Source organism: Candidatus Sulfotelmatobacter sp., assembly GCA_035498555.1.
Classification (GTDB): domain Bacteria; phylum Eisenbacteria; class RBG-16-71-46; order RBG-16-71-46; family RBG-16-71-46; genus DATKAB01.
This window is the reverse complement of sequence record DATKAB010000168.1, coordinates 1-17,156: the sequence shown is the minus strand read 5'-3', so window position 1 is coordinate 17,156 and position 17,156 is coordinate 1. Positions and strand designations below refer to the sequence as shown.

General features: G+C 70.4%; 15 protein-coding genes. 9 read left to right on the top strand and 6 right to left on the bottom strand.

Features of this window, described 5'->3' with window-relative positions:
- The 7 genes from VMJ70_13630 to VMJ70_13600 form a co-directional block, all read left to right on the top strand.
- A partial coding sequence (locus tag VMJ70_13630) for a hypothetical protein (GenBank protein ID HTO92165.1) occupies positions 1–220 on the top strand: 220 nt, incomplete at its 5' end.
- A 22-nt stretch (positions 221–242) separates the two neighbouring features.
- Positions 243–2,114, top strand: a complete 1,872-nt coding sequence (locus VMJ70_13625; protein ID HTO92164.1) for a M14 family metallopeptidase — start codon at positions 243–245, stop codon at positions 2,112–2,114.
- 16 nt (positions 2,115–2,130) lie between these two features.
- Positions 2,131–3,345: an MFS transporter gene (locus tag VMJ70_13620; GenBank protein ID HTO92163.1), complete on the top strand. Its 1,215-nt coding sequence runs from the start codon at positions 2,131–2,133 to the stop codon at positions 3,343–3,345.
- Between the two features lie 312 nt (positions 3,346–3,657).
- Positions 3,658–4,173, top strand: coding sequence for a phosphohistidine phosphatase SixA (gene sixA / locus VMJ70_13615; protein ID HTO92162.1), 516 nt, complete (start codon positions 3,658–3,660; stop codon positions 4,171–4,173).
- Positions 4,170–4,889, top strand: coding sequence for a hypothetical protein (locus VMJ70_13610; GenBank protein HTO92161.1), 720 nt, complete (start codon positions 4,170–4,172; stop codon positions 4,887–4,889). Before sixA ends, VMJ70_13610 begins: the two co-directional genes overlap by 4 nt.
- Positions 4,882–5,607 (top strand): dTMP kinase, encoded by a 726-nt coding sequence (gene tmk / locus VMJ70_13605; GenBank protein ID HTO92160.1) that lies wholly within the window; start codon positions 4,882–4,884, stop codon positions 5,605–5,607. The genes VMJ70_13610 and tmk overlap by 8 nt, the downstream gene beginning before the upstream one ends.
- 38 nt (positions 5,608–5,645) lie before the next feature.
- Positions 5,646–6,626: a CHAD domain-containing protein gene (locus VMJ70_13600; GenBank protein HTO92159.1), complete on the top strand. Its 981-nt coding sequence runs from the start codon at positions 5,646–5,648 to the stop codon at positions 6,624–6,626.
- Here VMJ70_13600 and VMJ70_13595 read toward each other — a convergent pair.
- Positions 6,572–8,269: a Ppx/GppA phosphatase family protein gene (locus VMJ70_13595; GenBank protein ID HTO92158.1), complete on the bottom strand. Its 1,698-nt coding sequence runs from the start codon at positions 8,267–8,269 to the stop codon at positions 6,572–6,574. The genes VMJ70_13600 and VMJ70_13595 overlap by 55 nt on opposite strands.
- A gap of 276 nt (positions 8,270–8,545) precedes the next feature.
- On the opposite strand from VMJ70_13595, the gene VMJ70_13590 reads away from it, so the two are divergent.
- On the top strand, positions 8,546–9,130 hold the full coding sequence (locus VMJ70_13590) for an outer membrane beta-barrel protein (GenBank protein ID HTO92157.1): 585 nt from the start codon (positions 8,546–8,548) through the stop codon (positions 9,128–9,130).
- A 47-nt stretch (positions 9,131–9,177) separates the two neighbouring features.
- On the opposite strand, the gene VMJ70_13585 is transcribed toward VMJ70_13590, so the two are convergent.
- Genes VMJ70_13585 through VMJ70_13565 form a run of 5 tightly spaced genes read right to left on the bottom strand, consistent with a single transcriptional unit; the run spans position 9,178 to position 16,385 of the window.
- The gene (locus VMJ70_13585; GenBank protein ID HTO92156.1) at positions 9,178–10,248 is read right to left on the bottom strand and encodes an AIR synthase family protein; all 1,071 of its coding nucleotides are present in this window, start codon (positions 10,246–10,248) and stop codon (positions 9,178–9,180) included.
- 44 nt (positions 10,249–10,292) lie between these two features.
- Positions 10,293–11,063, bottom strand: coding sequence for a CDGSH iron-sulfur domain-containing protein (locus VMJ70_13580; GenBank protein HTO92155.1), 771 nt, complete (start codon positions 11,061–11,063; stop codon positions 10,293–10,295).
- Between the two features lie 35 nt (positions 11,064–11,098).
- Positions 11,099–11,893 (bottom strand): VOC family protein, encoded by a 795-nt coding sequence (locus tag VMJ70_13575; protein ID HTO92154.1) that lies wholly within the window; start codon positions 11,891–11,893, stop codon positions 11,099–11,101.
- A gap of 35 nt (positions 11,894–11,928) precedes the next feature.
- Positions 11,929–13,272, bottom strand: a complete 1,344-nt coding sequence (locus VMJ70_13570) for an amidohydrolase family protein (protein HTO92153.1) — start codon at positions 13,270–13,272, stop codon at positions 11,929–11,931.
- Positions 13,269–16,385, bottom strand: a complete 3,117-nt coding sequence (locus VMJ70_13565) for an amidohydrolase family protein (protein ID HTO92152.1) — start codon at positions 16,383–16,385, stop codon at positions 13,269–13,271. Before VMJ70_13565 ends, VMJ70_13570 begins: the two co-directional genes overlap by 4 nt.
- A 396-nt stretch (positions 16,386–16,781) precedes the next feature.
- Here VMJ70_13565 and VMJ70_13560 point away from each other — a divergent pair.
- The coding region (locus VMJ70_13560) for a hypothetical protein (protein HTO92151.1) at positions 16,782–17,156 on the top strand (375 nt) is incomplete at its 3' end.

The following is a 17,156-nucleotide window of genomic DNA, read 5'->3' as shown; positions in this document are numbered from 1 at the left end:
GCGCTATCTCGCTTCCAAATTCGGCGACTCGCTGGATGCCGCCGAGCACGCGATGAAGAAACTGGCGGGCTCGTTCACGCCCAGGGAATTGGCCGCGCGTGCCTACGACCTCTACGAGGCGTTCCGCCCCGCGATTCCCGCCGGCGTGCGCGGCTGGGGAGCGAAGGGCGCCCTGGATCTGGAGAAGGTGACCCGACTATCGAAAAAGAAGGGCGGCTAGGCCGTGTGCTAACCTGCCGCGCATGCTGGTTTCGCTCTGCGCGCTGATGCTGCTCGCCGCCGGCGCCGCGCCCCCCAAGCCACCGCCCGCATCCGCACCCGCCGCCGCGCCCGAGACCGTGTCGACGGCGCCGGCCATGCCCGACACGCTGGTGCCGAGCTTCTGGCTCACGCGCGCCGAGCGCACTCGATACCGGCAGACCGCCGACTACGACGAGACCGTCCGCTACTGCAAGCAGATGGAGGGCGGCTCGAACTGGATCCGGTACACGACCTTTGGCCTGAGCGGCCAGGGCCGCGATCTGCCGCTGCTCGTGGTCTCGTCCGACCGCGCCTTCACGCCCGAGGCCGCGCATGCCACCGGCAAGGTGATCGTGCTGATCCAGAACGCCATCCACTCGGGCGAGATCGAGGGCAAGGACGCGAGCCTCGCGCTGGTGCGCGACCTCGCGGTGCTGCGCAAGCGCCCCGGCCTGCTCCAGCACGTGATCCTGCTGGTAGTGCCGATCTTCTCCGTGGACGCGCACGAACGCCGCTCGCCCTACAACCGCATCAACCAGAACGGGCCCGAGCAGATGGGCTGGCGGGCAACGCCGATCGGGCTCAACCTGAATCGCGACTACGTGAAGCTCGAAGCGCCCGAGATGCGCGCCCTGATCGGCAACGTGTTCACCAAGTGGTGGCCGCAGGTGCTGGTCGACGATCACACCACCGACGGCGCCGACTATCGCTACGACGTGACGTACGCTTTCAACTTCGGCGCGGGCGTTCCCGCCCCGCTCGATCGCTGGCTCGCCGAGGCCTTCGAGGGGCGCGTGGTGCCGCGCCTCGAAGCGCTCGGCCACGTGGTCGCGCCCTATCTCGAGTTCCGCTCCGGCGACGATCCCGCCAGCGGCATCGTCTACAACAACATGCCGCCCCGCTTCTCGCACGCCTACGCGCCGCTCCAGAACCGCATCGGCATCCTGGTCGAGACCCACATGCTCAAGCCCTACGGCGTGCGCGTGAAGGCGACCTACGATCTGCTGGTGGCGCTGCTCGAGGAGCTGAACGCGCGCCCGGCCGAGGCAGAACGCGCCGTGGCCGACGCCGAAGCGGTCACGATCGCGCGCGCGAGCGCCACCGACCCCGCGCAGCGCATGGTGGTACTGAAGAGCGACACCACCTCGAAGCGCGAGCCATTCGAGTTCAAGGGCTACGAGACGCGCTGGGAAGCGAGCGACATCTCCGGCGGGCGCGTCGCCCGCTACAGCCACGTGCCGCTCGACACCCTGGTGAGCATTCAGCGCGAGGTCGCCGCCACGCTCACCATCCGCCAGCCGGCGGGCTATCTCATTCCCCAGGAATGGACGGTGTGCAAGGACCGCATGGACCTGCATGCCATCCACTATCGGCGCTTCGCGAAACCCTGGACCGACACGGTCGAGGTGCAGCACGTGCTCGAGTGGAGCAACGACCGGCTTTTCGAGGGCCACCATCCCACTCAGGTGAAGCGCGTGGCGCTCGAGCATCGCCAGCGCACCTACCGCCCGGGCGATCTGTGGGTCCCGCTCGATCAGCCGGGCGCCCGGGTGGCGATCGAGCTGTTCGAGGCCCAGGCGCCGGACGGCCTCATGGCCTGGAACTACTTCGACACGGTCTTCCAGAAGGTCGAGTACGGCGAGAGTTACGTGGTCGAACCGCTGGCGCGGCAGATGATGAGCAAGGATCCCGCGCTGGCGCGCGAGTTCCAGGCGAAGGTCGCGGCCGACACGGCGTTCGCGCGCGATCCGCGGGCGCGTCTCGATTTCTTCTTCCGCCGCTCGAACTGGGCCGACCCGCTCCAGGACGTCGATCCGATCGCCCGCGCGCTGCGCGCTCCGCCCGAATCGGTGCTCCAGCCTGCCAAGCCGTGAAGCGCCGCGCACGCGCGTGACCTGGTCGCCGGACCGCTCGAAGATCTTCGCCACCGCGTTCCTGCGCGCGGTCGGCACCGGCATGACCGGTGTGCTTGCCGGGCTCTACCTCGCGAGGCTCGGGCTCTCGGCCTCGCTCGCGGGGCTCGTGATCTCGGCCGGACTCGGCGGCGCGGCGCTCGCCTCGCTGCTCGCCACCACCTCCGCCGATCGCTTCGGGCGGCGGCGATTCCTCGTGGCCGTCTCGCTGTGCGGGGCGATCGGCTGCCTCGCCATGCTCGCGGCCCACGCCTGGGTCGCGATCCTGCTGTTCGCGGCGTTCGGGATGCTCAACGGCATGGGCCGCGATCGCGGCGCCGCGCTGGTGATCGAACAGGCCATCCTGCCCGCCACCATCACCGACGCCGAGCGTACCCGCACCTTCGCCTGGTACAACGTGACTCAGGACGCGGGGCACGCGATCGGCGGCCTGATGGCGGCCTCGCCCGCGCTGGCGCGCCAGGCATTCGGCTGGGACGAGTTGTCCGCGCTGCGCGCCGGACTGGGAGTGGCGGCGCTGCTGACCGCGGCGGCGCTGATCTTCTATCCACGCCTCTCCGCCGCGGTCGAGCCGGCGGAGCCGCGCGCGCGCATCGCGGTCGCGCCCGAGACCCGGCGCCTCCTGTGGCGCATTTCGTCGCTGTTCGTGCTCGACAGCCTGGGCGGCGGGTTCCTCACCGCTTCACTGATCTCGTGGTTCTTCTTCCGCCGCTTCGGCGTCGGCGAGGGCTCGCTGGGGCTCCTGTTCTTCGCGGCGCGGATTCTCAATGCCGTGTCGCACCTCGGCGCCGCGTGGCTCGCGAAGCGGATCGGGCTCGTCAACACCATGGTCTTCACCCACATGCCTTCGAGCCTGCTGCTGGTCACGGTGGCGTTTGCCCCGAGCTTCCCGATCGCGGCCGCGCTGTTCCTGCTGCGTGAAGGCCTGGTCGAAATGGACGTTCCCACGCGCCAGAGCTACGTCATGGCGGTGGTGCGACCGGAAGAACGCACGCTCGCCTCCGGTGTCACGCACCTGGTGCGCATGGCCATGTGGGCGATCGGGCCGGCGCTCGCCGGCTGGTCGATGCAGGCGTTCTCGCTGGGCGCCCCGCTCGGCATTGCCGCCACCATGAAGATCGCCTACGACTTCCTGCTGTGGGGGGCGTTCCGCCACGTCCGGCCGCCCGAGGAGCGGATCGCAGCCCATTGAGCCGGTGCCTGCGGCCGAGCCATCCGGAGGACACTGGCGCCCATCCCCAGGGTTGTGGAAAACGCTGAGAACCCCATGCCTTTCAGGCCATTGGGCGACCCGGGGCGCGGTGGACAACGCGCGAGTGTGCGCTGGCGCAAGTCCGCGAGCGCCAAACAAATCCACCGGAGACGCGCGTTTACAGGTTGTTCACTTGGGAGTTGCCGCCCGCGTTGCTAGGCTTGTGGCGTCTGTCGGGTGGATTGAAGCTGCCCATCCGACGCTGCGCGGCGGCCCCCGCCGCGTGAACTCGCCCCACACCAGTTCTGGATCATGCGAATCGTACTCTTCCGACATGGACCGGCCGGCCGAAGAGACGATCGGCGTTGGCCCGATGATGGCCAGCGACCGCTCACGCCTCGCGGCATCGAGCGCACCGAGCAGGCGGCGCGCGGGCTCACCCGCGCGCTCGCGCTCACGCGCATCGTGACCAGCCCGCTGGTGCGCGCCACCCAGAGCGCCGAGATCCTCCGTGAGGTCGCCGAACTGAAACGCGAATGCGAGACGCTCGACGCGCTCGCCCCGGGCGGCTCCTATCACGAGGTGGTGGCGCACTTGAAGACGCTCAAGGCCAGCGAGACCGTGGCGCTGGTGGGACACGAGCCCGACATCGGCAAGCTGGCGGCGGTGTTGATCTTCGCCGCGCCGGCACGCAGCCTCCCGCTCAAGAAGGCCGGCGTCTGCGTGATCGATTTCGTCTCGACCGTGAATCCCGGCGAGGGCCGCCTGGTCGCGTTCCTTCCTCCGCGCTTCCTGCGCCGTCGCAGCGGCGCGAAGGCCAGGGCATGAGCGTCGCGCCGGCCGTGCCCGGCGGTTCGTTCGGAGCGCATCGCGCCGACTGGCCGGGGCGGCTGTTCATCGTCGAGGGCATCGACGGCTCGGGGAAGAGCACGCAGCTCACGCTGCTCTCGCAGTGGCTGCGCGCCGAGGGCTATCCGGTGGTGTTCAGTGAGTGGAACTCGTCGCCGATCGTCAGGGCCACCACGCGCCGCGGCAAGCAGCGCAAGCTCCTCACCCCGCTCACCTTTTCGCTGATCCACGCCACCGATTTCTCCGACCGCGTCGAGCGCGAGATCATTCCGTCGCTCAAGGCGGGCGGCATCGTGCTCGCCGATCGCTACGTGTTCACGGCCTTCGGTCGCGACGTGGTGCGCGGCGTCAATTCGCGCTGGGTGCGCTCGCTCTACCGCTTCGCGCCGGTGCCGGCCCAGGCCTTCTACTTCCGCGTGCCGCTCGAGGTCGCGCTGCGCCGCATCCTGTCGTCGCGCCCCAAGCTCAAGCACTACGAGGCCGGGCTCGACCTGGCGCTGCACACCGACGCCACCGAGTCGTACAAGCTCTTCCAGTCGCGCATCCTGCTCGAGTACGAGACCATGGTGCAGGAGTTCGGCCTTCACGTGATGGACGCGACCCTGCCGGTCGAGGTGCAGCAGCGTCAGCTGCGCGCCGAGATCCGCAAGCATCTGCCCAAGCTGCGGCGCGCAAGGAAGGCCGCCCGTGCCTAGATTCAACTGGTATGGCGAGGGCGTGCCGGGCGTCTCGCTCGAAGATCTCCACGGCTGGTTGATCGTGCTCGAGGGCACCGACGGCGCCGGCCGCACCACGCACGTGGATCTGCTCAAGCAGGAGCTCGAGAGCGCCGGCTACGCGGTGGCCGAGACGGGTCTCACGCGCTCCGACCTCGCGAGCCGCGGGATTCGGCGCGCCAAGATGGGCAACACGCTTGGCACCAACGCCTTCAATCTCTTCTACGCCACCGATTTCGCCGACCGGCTCGAGCACCAGATCCTGCCCGCGCTCCGCGCCGGGTTCGTGATGCTCACCGACCGCTACACCTATTCGCTGATCGCGCGCGCGGTGGTGCGCGGCGCCGACCCCGACTGGATCCGACAGGTCTATTCGTTCGCGCTCAAACCCGACGCGGTGTTCTACCTGCGCATCGACGTGCCGGACCTGGTGCCGCGCATCCTGACCGGCGGCGGCTTCGACTACTGGGAATCGGGGATGGACATCCCGATGGGGAACGATCACTACGAATCGTTCATCCGGTATCAGTCGAAGCTGATCGAGCAGTTCGATCGCCTCGCCGCGGACTTCCAGTTCGACACCATCGACGCCACCCAGGGCGTGGACGAGATCCATCAGTACCTGTGGAGCCGGGTCTCCGAGCTGGTCAAGGCCGGCTCACCCGATCCGGAGCGCCGCATCCTCTCGATGCCCTGAGCGCGCGCCGCCCGCGCCCTGGCGCCGAACTCTTCGCCATGTCCGACAGTCCCAGCGCCACCCCGCGACGAGCGCCCCCGTTTCACGTGCTGGCGCGACCGCATGGGGTCGAGCCCGCGCACCTCGCCGCCGCCGATCTCGGCGCGCGGCTGAGCGTGCTGTCGGCGGCGGCGCGCCGGGTTCGCCGCTCGCAGGATTCCGAGGCGGTGCACGATCTGCGCGTCGCCTCGCGCCGGCTGACCGCCGCCATCGATCTGTGGCGGCCGCTGCTCGAGCCGAAGGGTGCGCGCCGGGCGCGACGCCGCGCCCGCAGGCTCCGCCGCGATCTCGCCACGCTTCGCGACCTCGAGGTTTCGGACGCGCTGCTCGCGGAACGCATGATCGGCGCCACGCCCGCCGTCCGGGCGGCGCTCGAGCCGCTACTGCGCGACGGCGAGCAGCGCCTCGAGCGCGAGCGCGCCGACGCCGCCCACGTCGCTTCGCGCCGCCGCGTGCGTCGGGTCCGCGACGCGCTGGAGCGGGCGCTCGGGCGCGCGCCTTCGCCGGCCGCGCCGCTCGATCCACGCGAGCTGGCCGATGACCACGTCCGTGCCACGCGCGAGCGCGCCACGCTGGCGCTCGAAACCGCCTGGATGAGCGGCGAGGACCGCGCGCTCCACGCCGCGCGCATCCGGGTCAAGCGCTGGCGCTACGCGATCGAGTGCCGCGCGGCGCTGATTCCGGCGCACGAGCGCGCGGAGCCCCCGGCGGAACCCACGCCGTCACCAAACGACCCGCAGGTCGTCAAGCGCCTGCGGCAGCTCCAGGATCTCCTCGGTCGGATTCAGGACCTCGCGGTGCTGCGCGAGCGCCTCGAATCGGCGGCGCGCCGCGCGGCGCTCCATGCGCGGCCCGCCGAGGCCGCGGCGCTCCAGAGCGTGGTCGTGAAGCTCGCGCCCACGCGGGCGCTGGCCGCGGCCGAGGCTCAGCGCCTCTCCACCACCTTGAGCGCCGGCGCCGAGGGTCGCGCCGGAGTCTGAGGCTGCGGCCGCGCCGGAGAGGCCGCGGCCGGCGCGACCGCGGGCGTCTCGGCACGTTTCGGCTCGGGGGTTGCGCGCCGCGCGAGGTCGGCGGCGCGATCGAGCCGCACCGTCACCGAAGCGGGATGCTTGCGGCTGCCGATCCGCTCGGCGAGCAGCCCGAGACGGCGCCGCGCCGCCCACAGTTCGAGCTTGGCATCGCGCCGCGCCGTCACCAGGATCGAGAAACGCTCCCCGCGTCGAGCCACGCGCAGGCTGCGGATCAGCTGGTAGTGGCTGCGGTCGAGTCCCTCGGCGATCCGCAGCAGCGCCGCGAGCCAGCGCACGGTGCGGCGCGTCTTCTTCCGCAGGTCGCGGAATTCGCGATCGCGCTTCTTCGGCCGGCCCTTGCCGTGGTAGCGCGCCACGCACGCGATCGCCTCGACTTCCTCGCGCGAGAGTCCACGCAGGTTGCCGTTGCGAATGATATAGCCCGAATGCTCGGCGTGGCCGTCGAACGACACCACCGAGCCCACGTCGTGGAGCAGCGCCGCGTAGTGCAACAGATCGCGGGTCTCGGGCGGCAGTTCGTGCACCGGGCGGAAGCCGTCGTAGAGCGAGAGCGCGAGCCGCGCGACGTGCGCCGGGTGCGGTCCGCTCGGCCCGAACTTGCGCAGCAACTGCACCACGCTGCGCATGCGCAGGTCCTCGAGGGGGGCGAGCTGAGTGACTTCCTCGGCGTGGTTGGCGATGTAGTCGATCACCAGGCCTTCGCGCACCCCGAAATCCGAGACGATCAGCCCGTCGGCGCCCAGCTCGTCGAGCACGTGACGCAGCACCATCGCGCCCGGCAGGATGATCTCGGCGCGATGGGCATCGAGTCCGGGCAGCCGCTCGCGCTGGGCGATGCTCAGGCGCGAGAGTCGCTTGACCTGCCGGTCCACCGCCGCCAGCGACAGCGGGTAGCCGTTGATCTGCGGGATCGCCGCGCCGTGCTCTTCCCAGTGGGCGAGCTGAGCCAGAGCGTGGATGGTGCCCGACGAGCCGAATACGCGCCCGGGTTCGAACTCGGCGACTCGGCCCAGCGCGGCGCGCGCCTCCCGGCGCAGGTGGCGCCGCAGGCGTTCGAGTTCGCCGCGCGTCGGAGGATCGGAGAGCGGCAGCAGCTCGGTGAGGCGCAGCGCGCCGAGCGGCGCGCCGGTCGAGAGTCTCAGCTTCTCCGCGTCCCCGACCACGAACTGCACGCTGCCGCCGCCGATGTCCACGATCAGCGACGGCGCGGCGCCGATCTGCAGCGCCTCCTTCACCGCCAGGTAGATGAGCCGGCCTTCCTCCTCGGCCGGGATCACCCGCGGCGTGACCCCCGAAGCGGCGCGCGCCGCCTGGAGCAGCTCGCCGCCGTTCTGCGCCTCGCGTACCGCCGCGGTGGCGGTGCAGAGGATGCGGTCGGTCTGCAGCCGGCGGGCGAGCTGAACGAAGCGCGCCAGCGATTCGACGCTGCGGCGGATGGCCTCGCGGCGCAGGCGATGGCCCGAGAACGAGCCGCGCCCGATCTGCACCACGTCGCGCTCGCGATCCACGACCTCGATCGCGCCGACGCCGATGGCGTCTGCGATCACCATGTGGATCGAGTTGGTGCCGATGTCGATCGCCGCGATTCGCAAGGGTGAGCAGGCCTCCCGCCGCAGTATCGGCCGCGCCGCGGCCGGAACTCAAGCGCCGCCGTGACAGGTTTGCAATCCGCACGGGCGCGCCTTCCCGAATGCATCGAACCGCGGGCGTTTTGGGAGCATCGGCGCCACGGGTGTGGCGCCCCAGCCGCGATCGCCGTGGGCCAAATCGAGTTGGCCCGCGCGAAGCCCGCGCCGCGGGCTCAGGCATGCGACTTGATACTCCCTACGGCGTCGAATCCCGATTTCCATCCCAGGTGGAGGAGCATCATGCACCCGGCTTCCAGGCGCACCGTCAGACTCGCCGATCGCGCGCTGATCGGCGGCGTGGTTTTCATCGTGGCCCTGCTGCTCGGCATGGAGATGGCGCACGCCGCCGAGATCATCCCCGCGGTCGGCGTCTCGCGTAACGCCGACGGCAGCGGCAGCGCCAAGCTCTACACCGGCCTGTCGGTTCGCACCAGCATCATCCCGATGGTCAAGGCCGATCTCGGCGTGGCGTATCACACCGACGAGGTCAACGCCGGGGTGTTCACCACCAATGCCACCACCTGGCCGGTGACGCTGTCGGCCTGGCTCGCCCCGATCCCGTTCGTGTACGCGGGCGGTGGCGTGGGCTGGTATCACACCAGCTACTCGATCCCGGGCGCTCCGGGCTACGCGGCCGCGGCGGCCACCAACACCACGTTCGGCACTCACATCGGTGGTGGATTCCAGATGCCGCTGGTGCCGATGCTGTCGCTCGACCTGAACGCGCGCTACGTGATGCTCAAGAAGTCCGACGACTCGAACCTGCCCAGCAACTACGATCCCAAGTTCTGGAGCACGGCGCTCGGCCTCGCCATCAAGTTCTAATCCCTCGAAGGCGCGAAGCCGCCGGGTCGCGAGATCCGGCGGCTTCGCTATTCCCAGCGCTCGCGCACCGCGCGCGCGTAGGCCTCCCAGTAGGGATCGGGCTCGGGGTGCGTGAGCTTGACCACCTTGCCGTCGGGCTCGGTGAGCCAGAGCATGCCCTTCCCGTCGACCACCTCGCCGACCTCGGCGGCGGCAATGCCCTCGTCGGCCAGCGCCGCCAGCGCCGCCTTCGCGTGCTGCGGGCGCACCGCGGCGATCAGGGTGCCTTCGGACAGCGACCAGTAGGGATCGATGCCGAACACCTCGCAGGCGGCCCGCGCTTCGCTCGAGAGCGGCAGCGCCGCGCGCGAGACGCGCAGGTCGTGGCCGCACACCCGCGCCAGCTCGATCAACCCGCCCAGCACGCCACCCTCGGTCGCGTCGTGGAGCGCGCTTACGCCGCGATCGCGCACGCCGATGCGCAGGATGGCGACGCAGTCGGCGACCACGCTCACCGAGTCGATCATTTGCCGCGCGCGCGCCATCGCCGCTTCGTCGTCGCCGAGCCGAGCGGCCAGCCGCTTCGGGAAGAGCTGCGCCGCGATCGCAGTGGTCTCGTAGGCGCAGCTCTTGGTGACGATCAGCCGGTCACCGGGCGAGGCCATCGCCGGCGTGAGGTAGCGCACTTCGTCGCCCACGCCGATCACCGTCGCGGCGCCGATGATGGTGAGGCCGCAGCCCTCGTAGCGACCGGTGTGCCCCGCCACCACCGCGACGCCGAGCCGGGTCCATTCGTCGCCCATCGCCCGCCAGTAGATCGCGAGCGTTTCGTCGCTGGTGTCGGGCGGCAGGTTGAAGCACACCGTGACCCAGGCCGGCGGAATGCCGCTGGTCCAGACGTCGGACGCGAGCAGATGGCAGGCGAGCCGCGCCGAGCGCTCGGCACCCAGCGCCGGCACCAGCGAGAGCGGATCGGTCGAGAACACCAGCACGCGCCCGGCGCCGGTGCGCACCACCGCGCAGTCGGCACCGGTACGCGGGCCGATCAGCACCTCGGGGCGCGCCGCGCCCAAGAGCGGGGCGATGGTGGCTTCGAACACTTCGGGCGGAATCTTTCCGGAGGCGGCGCGGGTCGACATGGGGCGCGCAGTCTAGCCGATCGCCGCCGGCGCAGCCGGCCGCGCTAGGAGCGGGCTTCGCCGCCCTCCGGCCGCGACGACGGACCGCTCGGCCCGGCCGGCTCGAGCACTTCGGCGGCGCCGGCCGGCGAGGACGCGGACCCGCCCGCGGCCGCGGCTCCGATCGGCGGTGCCACGAATCCCACGCGCTCGTGAGACTTGTCGCAGAACGGTTTGTTCGCCGATTCGCCGCAGCGACAGAGCGCGGTGCCCGAAGTGACGAGCTTCACGCGACCGTCCGAGCTGACCAGCGTGAACGGTCCCGAAAGCTTGAGCGGACCATTCTCGCGCGCCGCGATCCTCAACGGGCCCGGCGAATCGGCGGGCGGATCGAGCCTGCCGTCGAACACCTCGCCGCGCTCGCGAAAGCGCGCGGCGTTGTGCGAACCGTCGCACCAGGGCTTGAACTGTGATTGCCCGCAGCGGCACAGCGCGACGCGCGTGTCGCGCCCCACCGCCTGGCCGTTCGCGTCCACCAGCTCGATCGCGCCGCGCACCCACAGCGGGCCGTTGCGCCCGACCAGCACGTGATTCTCGGCCGCGGGCTGCTCGGCCGGGCCGCCGTCGTGACGCTGGTACTGGAGCGCCCCGGTCGGGCAGCGCTCGATGGTGCGCGCCACCGCGTCAGCGGTGGCGTTGGCGGGCTCGACCCACGGTTTTCGCCCGACCTCGAATACCGGAGGCAGCCGCATCAGGCATTCGGCGGCGTGCAGGCAGCGCCGCCGGCTCCAGGTGACGGTGATGGCCGGCGATGGAAATTCGTGCGGGTCCGACATGGCGGGCTCCTGTTCCCGCAGCGATCGTAACCGGCCTACATCGGCAGGTCGAACTTGACCACCGCGAAAAACGCGCCCTGCGGATCCTGGATCACCGCGAAGCGACCCACGCCCGGGATGTCGGTGGGCGGCACCATCAGCGCGGCGCCCAGCTCCTTCGCGCGAGTCGCGGTGGCGTCCACGTTGGCGCTGCCGAAATAGGCGAGCCAGTGCGCGGCATGATCCCCTCCCGGCGGCATCGGCATCATGCCGCCGCGACGCTCGCTGCCCGCCATCCAGGTGGTGTAGGCGGCGCCCATCGGCATCGGATCGTCGCGGAATCCCCAGCCGAACGCGCCGCCATAGAATCCCTTGGCCTTGTCGGCGCCGCTCATCGGGGCGTTCAACTGGCACCAGCTGAGCGAGCCCGGCTCGCCGGTGACGCCGAGCCCCGAGTGTTTGGCCGATTGCCAGAGCGCGAACGTGGCGCCGATCGGGTCCTTGCACAGCGCCATCCGGCCCGACTCCATGACATCGAAGGGCTCCTGCAGCACCTGACCGCCGCTCGCCTTCACGCGGCCCGCGGTCTGATCCGCGTTCTCGACCGCGAGGTAGGCGAGCCAGTGCGCCGGAGTGCCCGGCGGATAGTGCTCGCTCCTCATCTGATGGAGCGCCGCCGCGTCGCGCCCGCCATTGCGGAAGATGGTGTAGGTCGTGCCCTCGGCCATCGGCGTCTCGCTCGGCTCCCAGTCGAACAGCTTCGAGTAGAAGGTGCGGGCGGCGTTCTGGTCGGTGGTGGCCAGCTCGATCCAGCAGAAGCTGCCCGGTGCGTGCTGCGTCGTGGTCGCCATGTCGTGCTCCTGGAGGTGGTGCGCGTCCCCGCGCCTCAGTGCTTCCGCGCCTTCGGCCCGCGCGGCCGCGAATCGTATTTCTTGAACAAGCGGGTCTGGCGCGTCTCCATCGAGATCGCCTCGCCGTCGATGAACACCTGCTGCACGTGCGTGGTCACGTCGAGCAGATCGCCGTCGGTCACCACCAGGTCGGCGTTCTTCCCCGGCTCGATCGAGCCCAGCCGGTCGCCGAGCCCCAGAATCTGCGCGGGATAGAGCGTCACGCCACGCAGCGCCTCGTCGCGATCGAGGCCGAACGCCGCCGCCATGCTCGCCTGATAGCCGAGATTGCGCGAGTTCATGGCGATGAACGAAGTGCCGCCATCGGCAATGCAGAAACGCACGCCGGCCGCCGCCAGCTTCGCCGGAAGCGTGAAGCACGCGTCGTACGAATCGTAACGATGGCGCGGCACTTCGAGCGTCGGGTCGCAGATCACCGCGATGTTGCGGGCCTTCAGCTCGTCGGCCACCATCCACGCGTCGGCGCCGCCCACCAGCACGACCTTGGGCAGCTTCTGTTCGTCCACGAACTGCAGCACCGCGTGGATCTGCGCCAGCGTCGAGGCGTGGAAGAACACCGGGATCTCGCCACGCAGGGCCTTGCCCATCGCGTCCCACTTCACGTCGCGATCGTGCCGCGGGATGTTGGCCTGCCCCTCGGCGCCAACCGCCTTCCAGTAGGCGCGCGCGTCGTCGAAGCACTTGCGGATCGCCTCGATCGCCTCCTCGCGCGCCTTCTTCTGCTCCTCCTCCGAGCGCGGCTCCTCGAAGCTCCGCGTGGCGTTCATGCGCGGCCAGCGCACGTTCATCGCGACCGGCGCCTTGAGGGTCATGTCCTCCCAGGTCCAGCCGGCGAGATGGATCAGCGCCGAGGTGCCCGAGATCGCGCCGCCGAGCGGCGTGACGTTGGCGCTGGTGACGCCGTTCACGCGCGTCACCGGAATCAGCTCGCTCTCGGGATTGATTTCGACTTCGGCGCGCACGTTGGGATTGACCTCGCCGATCTCCTGCTGGTCCGCGGTGCCGCGCACGCTCTCGATCTCGAGCAGCCCGAGAATCGTGTTGGCCGACACCATGCCGGGATAGACCTGTCTGCCGCTGCAATCCACCACCTGAGCGTCGGCGGGAACCGCGACGCCCGAGCCCACCGCGGTGATGCGGCCATCCTTCGCCACCACGGTGCCGTTCGCGATCGCCGGACCGCTGGCGGGATGAAGGGTCCCGCCCACCAGCGCCACGGTCGAGGCGCCGGCGGCCGGCGCGAGCAGGGCGGCGACCAGCGCGGCCGCCCAGGCGCCCGACGCGCGGGCGCCGGCCAGACTGCGGAGGCGCGCGCTCATCGCTGCACCTCCGATCCCTCGCTCTGCGATTCGAGGCGCATGCGGCGCTCGGCTTCGCTCATGAACGGCGCCTCGTCGGTGCTGCAATCGTTGCCCGACAGGTCGGAGTTCTCGAGATAGCGCGGCGTCCAGTTGCCGCGGCCGCCCTTGTCGCCGCCCTCCTTCTTCGCGGCGCGCGCCGCGGAGATCAGCGCCGCGCGCTCCTTCGCCAGCGCGTCGCGGCCGGCCAGATCGGCGGCGCGATCGAAGTACTTGCGCCCCTCGATCCAGGTCTGCTCGCACACCGAGTACATCGAGAGCGGCGAGCCCGACCAGATCGCGAAATCAGCGTCCTTCCCCACCTCGAGCGAGCCGACGCGGTCGGCGATCAGCAGCGACTTGGCGGCATTGAGCGTCACGAACTTGATGGCCTCGGCCTCGGGCACGCCGCCGTATTTCACGGCCTTGCCGGCCTCGGTGTTGAGCCGGCGCGCCAGCTCGTCGCTGTCGGAGTTGAAGCCGACGTTCACGCCGCGATCCCACATGATGTAGACGTTCCAGGGAATCGCGTCGTAGACCTCGAACTTGTAGGCCCACCAGTCCGTGAAGCCGAGCCCCGAGGCGCCGTGCGTCGCCATCTCGTCGGCGACCTTGTAGCCCTCGAGGATGTGGGTGAAGGTGTTGATGCGGAAATTGAAGGACTCGGCGAGTCGCATCAGCATCAGGATCTCGTCCTGCCGGTAGGAATGGCAGTGCACCAGGCGTTTGCCGTCGAGGATCTCGCTGATCGCCTCGAGCTGGAGGTCCTTGCGCGGCGGCAGCGGACGCTTGCCCTTCTTGAACTCCGCCCACGCGGCCTGATAGTCGCGGCCGCGAATGAAGGCGTCGCGCATCGTCTGCTCGACCCCGGCGCGGGTCTGCGGATAACGGGTGCTGGGCTGGGAATTCGATTGCTTCACGTTCTCGCCGAGCGCGAACTTCACGGTGCCGGGGGCGGCGGCGAAGATCAGCTGATCGGGCGCTTCGCCCCACTTGTTCTTGATCACCGCGCACTGCCCGCCGATCGGATTACACGAGCCATGCAGCAGGTGCATGATGGTGTTGCCGCTCGCGAGCTGCCGGTAGATGTTGGGGCTCTCGGAGTTGACCACGTCCTGGATCCGCACTTCGCAGGTGACGCTGCGCGTGCACTCGTTGACGTTGCCGAGAATCGCCGAGTGGCTGTGCTCGTCGATGATGCCGGGCGCCACGCACTTGCCGTGCCCGTCGATCACCACCGCACCGCCGGGAGCGGTGAGATTGCGGCCGATCGCCGCGATCTTCCCGCCTTTGATCAGCAGATCGGCGTCGTCGAGGTTGCCCTGCGGGCCCGCGGTCCACAGCGTGGCACCGCGCACCAGCACCGCCGATGCCTGTGCGGGCATCGAGGCGCGGCAGGCCTCGGGATCGCCCGCCACCTGCGGCGCCGGCACGCGCTTCTCCTCGCGCGGCGCCTTCGCTTCCTTCTTGATCGCGCGCCCGGTCACCGCATGGCTGCCCACCCCCTGCGCCACCAGAGTTCCGGACAGCGCGTCTTCGCGCGCGGTCAGGTCGAAGTCTTCGATCGGCCCGCCGCCCTGCCGCGCGGTGAAGCGCAGGCGATGCTCTTCGAGCCGCACCGCGCTCGCGCGAATGGTGTCGGCGCCCACCACCACCTTGACGGTGGTGTCCCGGTCGGCGACGACGACCAGCGAGCCGTGGCCGTGGCCCCAGTCGATCTTCCACTCGCCCTGCGGCGTGGTCTCGTCCTTCTGCGTCTCGTAGCGATTGCCGTCCACCCAGATCTCGCGCACCTTGCCCTGGTCCGAGAACAGGTTGCCGCGCGTCACGGTGAGGTTGGCGATCTTGCCGGGCGCGAGGGTGCCGAGGCGCTGGTCGAGCCCCAGCATTCGTGCCGGGACCGTGGTGACGCTGGCCAATGCCTGCGCCTCGGTGAGGCCGCGGCGCATCGCGCGCGCGACATTGGAGCGGAATTGCTTCACGTCCTTGAGCCCGTTGGCGGTGAGCGAGAACGTGATCCCCGCCTTCGCCAGCGCCGCGGCGTTGCCCGGCGCGTTCTGCCAGTGGCGCAGCGTCTCGGTCTCAACCTCGAGCGCCGCGTCGTCGGTCGAGACGTCGGGCGCGTCGGGGAAGCTGACCGGCACCACCAGCGGCAGCCCGACCTTCGTCACGTCCGCGATCCGCTTGTACTCGTCGCCGGCGGTCAGCACCTGAGCGGCGACCCCCGCTTCCTTCGCGATGGTTCCGGCGCGCAGCACCTCGAGCATGTCGTCGGTCACGAACAGCACCGGCTGCTTGCCCTCGATCACCGGCTGGAGCGCCTCCCACGAGAGATTGGTCTGCGGGCGCTCCGAAGCGGCGGGCTTCTTGGCCCACGCGGCGCGCGCGTCGCGGTACCAGCGCGCGTCGAGGAAGGACTGGCGGATCACGGCGATCGCGCCCATCAGCGAGCCGGGATAGGTGCCGGCCACCGGCTGGAGCGCCATCACCTGCGCGTCGTCCTCGCGCAGCGTGTTGCCGTTGGCCGGGCCGTCGCCGAGCCCGACCACCGCGCTGCGACCGCGCACCACGCCGTCGCCGGGCGCGAGCCGCACCGCGGCGAAGCCGGCGGCGCGCAGCGCCTCGAGTTGATCCTTGCCGAGCCCCGGACCGCGAATCACCTGCACCTCGGGTGTCACGCAGCCGAGCTCGCTCGCCGGCCCGCGCGGCGGCGATGGCGGAGGTGGCGCGCGGCGTCCGGGCGGGCCGGCGGGCGGGGCGTTCGGCATCGGGGCGCTCGGCGGCGCGGGCACCACGTAGGCGTCGATCAACCCGGGATAGACGGTGAGACTCTCGGCGTTCCACACCCGCGCGTCGGCGGGAATCGGAACGCTGGCGCCGACCGCGGTGATCAGTCCGTCACGCATCACGATCGTGCCGTGCTCGATCACCTGACCGGGCGCGGTCACGATGCGCGCGCCGACGATGGCATGAACGCGGGGAGTTTCGGCAAGGGCGAGCGAAGATCGCAGCGGCGAGAGAGCGGCGCCGGCGAGCAGCACGCCGAGCAGCACGGTCCAGGCGCGCCGCGCGCCGCGGAATGGAAAGGCGGTCATCGGGGGGGCCTCTTCATAGTGGGTGTGGGGCAAGCCACGGAGCATGAAGAAGGAATGACGTTAGGGCGAGCGCCGGGCACGGGCAAGACCCTGCCGGGGCGCCCGCCAGGGCCCGCGACCAGCGCCGGGATTCCGGCCGACCAGCGCGGCGGCCGCCGTTCGGATGCCCCGCTCTGTGCAATCTGCACGCGGCCGCCGGCCGGGTTGGGGCGTTTCGAAACGGTGCCCGCCCGGGTGGCCTCGATTCGCAACGGCTTACGGCCGCTCCGAGCGGAATTGTCATGCCTTCTCTCTGGCACAGCGGGTGCAGCGGTACACGCGACCCCGTTCGGCAGGCAAGGCTCGTGGGGCGCGATGCGTGCCGCGTCAGCACGCAGCAGCCGAGAGGAGAGAATCGTGAAGAAGATTTCAGGAATCGTGATCGCGTGTGCCCTGGCCGCGATGGCCGCGGCGCCGGCGATGGCGCGCACCAGCGTGAGCGTCGACGTCCGCCTGGGCAACGCGCCGCCGCCGCCGGTGGTGGTGGTGCAGCACGCGCCGACGACCGTGTGGCTTCCCGAAACGCACGTGTCGGTGGTGAAGGACGAAGATTTCCAGAACGACATGTTCCAGCTGGGCTCGACCTGGTACGTGTATCGCGACGGCTGGTGGTATCGCGGCCGCAACTGGCGCGGCCCTTACACCTACGTCGAGACGCGCTACGTGCCGCAGTCGATCCTGGTGGTGCCGGCCCGTCACTGGCGCCACTATCCGTACGCCGTCGCCGCGCCC

Bases quoted from the DNA above. Each gene is read 5' to 3' on its own strand.
- VMJ70_13625 (HTO92164.1), top strand. From the start codon at position 243: ATGCTGGTTTCGCTCTGCGCGCTGATGCTGCTCGCCGCCGGCGCCGCG.
- sixA (HTO92162.1), top strand. From the start codon at position 3,658: ATGCGAATCGTACTCTTCCGACATGGACCGGCCGGCCGAAGAGACGAT.
- VMJ70_13610 (HTO92161.1), top strand. From the start codon at position 4,170: ATGAGCGTCGCGCCGGCCGTGCCCGGCGGTTCGTTCGGAGCGCATCGC.
- VMJ70_13600 (HTO92159.1), top strand. From the start codon at position 5,646: ATGTCCGACAGTCCCAGCGCCACCCCGCGACGAGCGCCCCCGTTTCAC.
- VMJ70_13590 (HTO92157.1), top strand. From the start codon at position 8,546: ATGCACCCGGCTTCCAGGCGCACCGTCAGACTCGCCGATCGCGCGCTG.
- VMJ70_13585 (HTO92156.1), bottom strand. From the start codon at position 10,248: ATGTCGACCCGCGCCGCCTCCGGAAAGATTCCGCCCGAAGTGTTCGAA.
- VMJ70_13580 (HTO92155.1), bottom strand. From the start codon at position 11,063: ATGTCGGACCCGCACGAATTTCCATCGCCGGCCATCACCGTCACCTGG.
- VMJ70_13575 (HTO92154.1), bottom strand. From the start codon at position 11,893: ATGGCGACCACGACGCAGCACGCACCGGGCAGCTTCTGCTGGATCGAG.
- VMJ70_13570 (HTO92153.1), bottom strand. From the start codon at position 13,272: ATGAGCGCGCGCCTCCGCAGTCTGGCCGGCGCCCGCGCGTCGGGCGCC.
- VMJ70_13565 (HTO92152.1), bottom strand. From the start codon at position 16,385: ATGACCGCCTTTCCATTCCGCGGCGCGCGGCGCGCCTGGACCGTGCTG.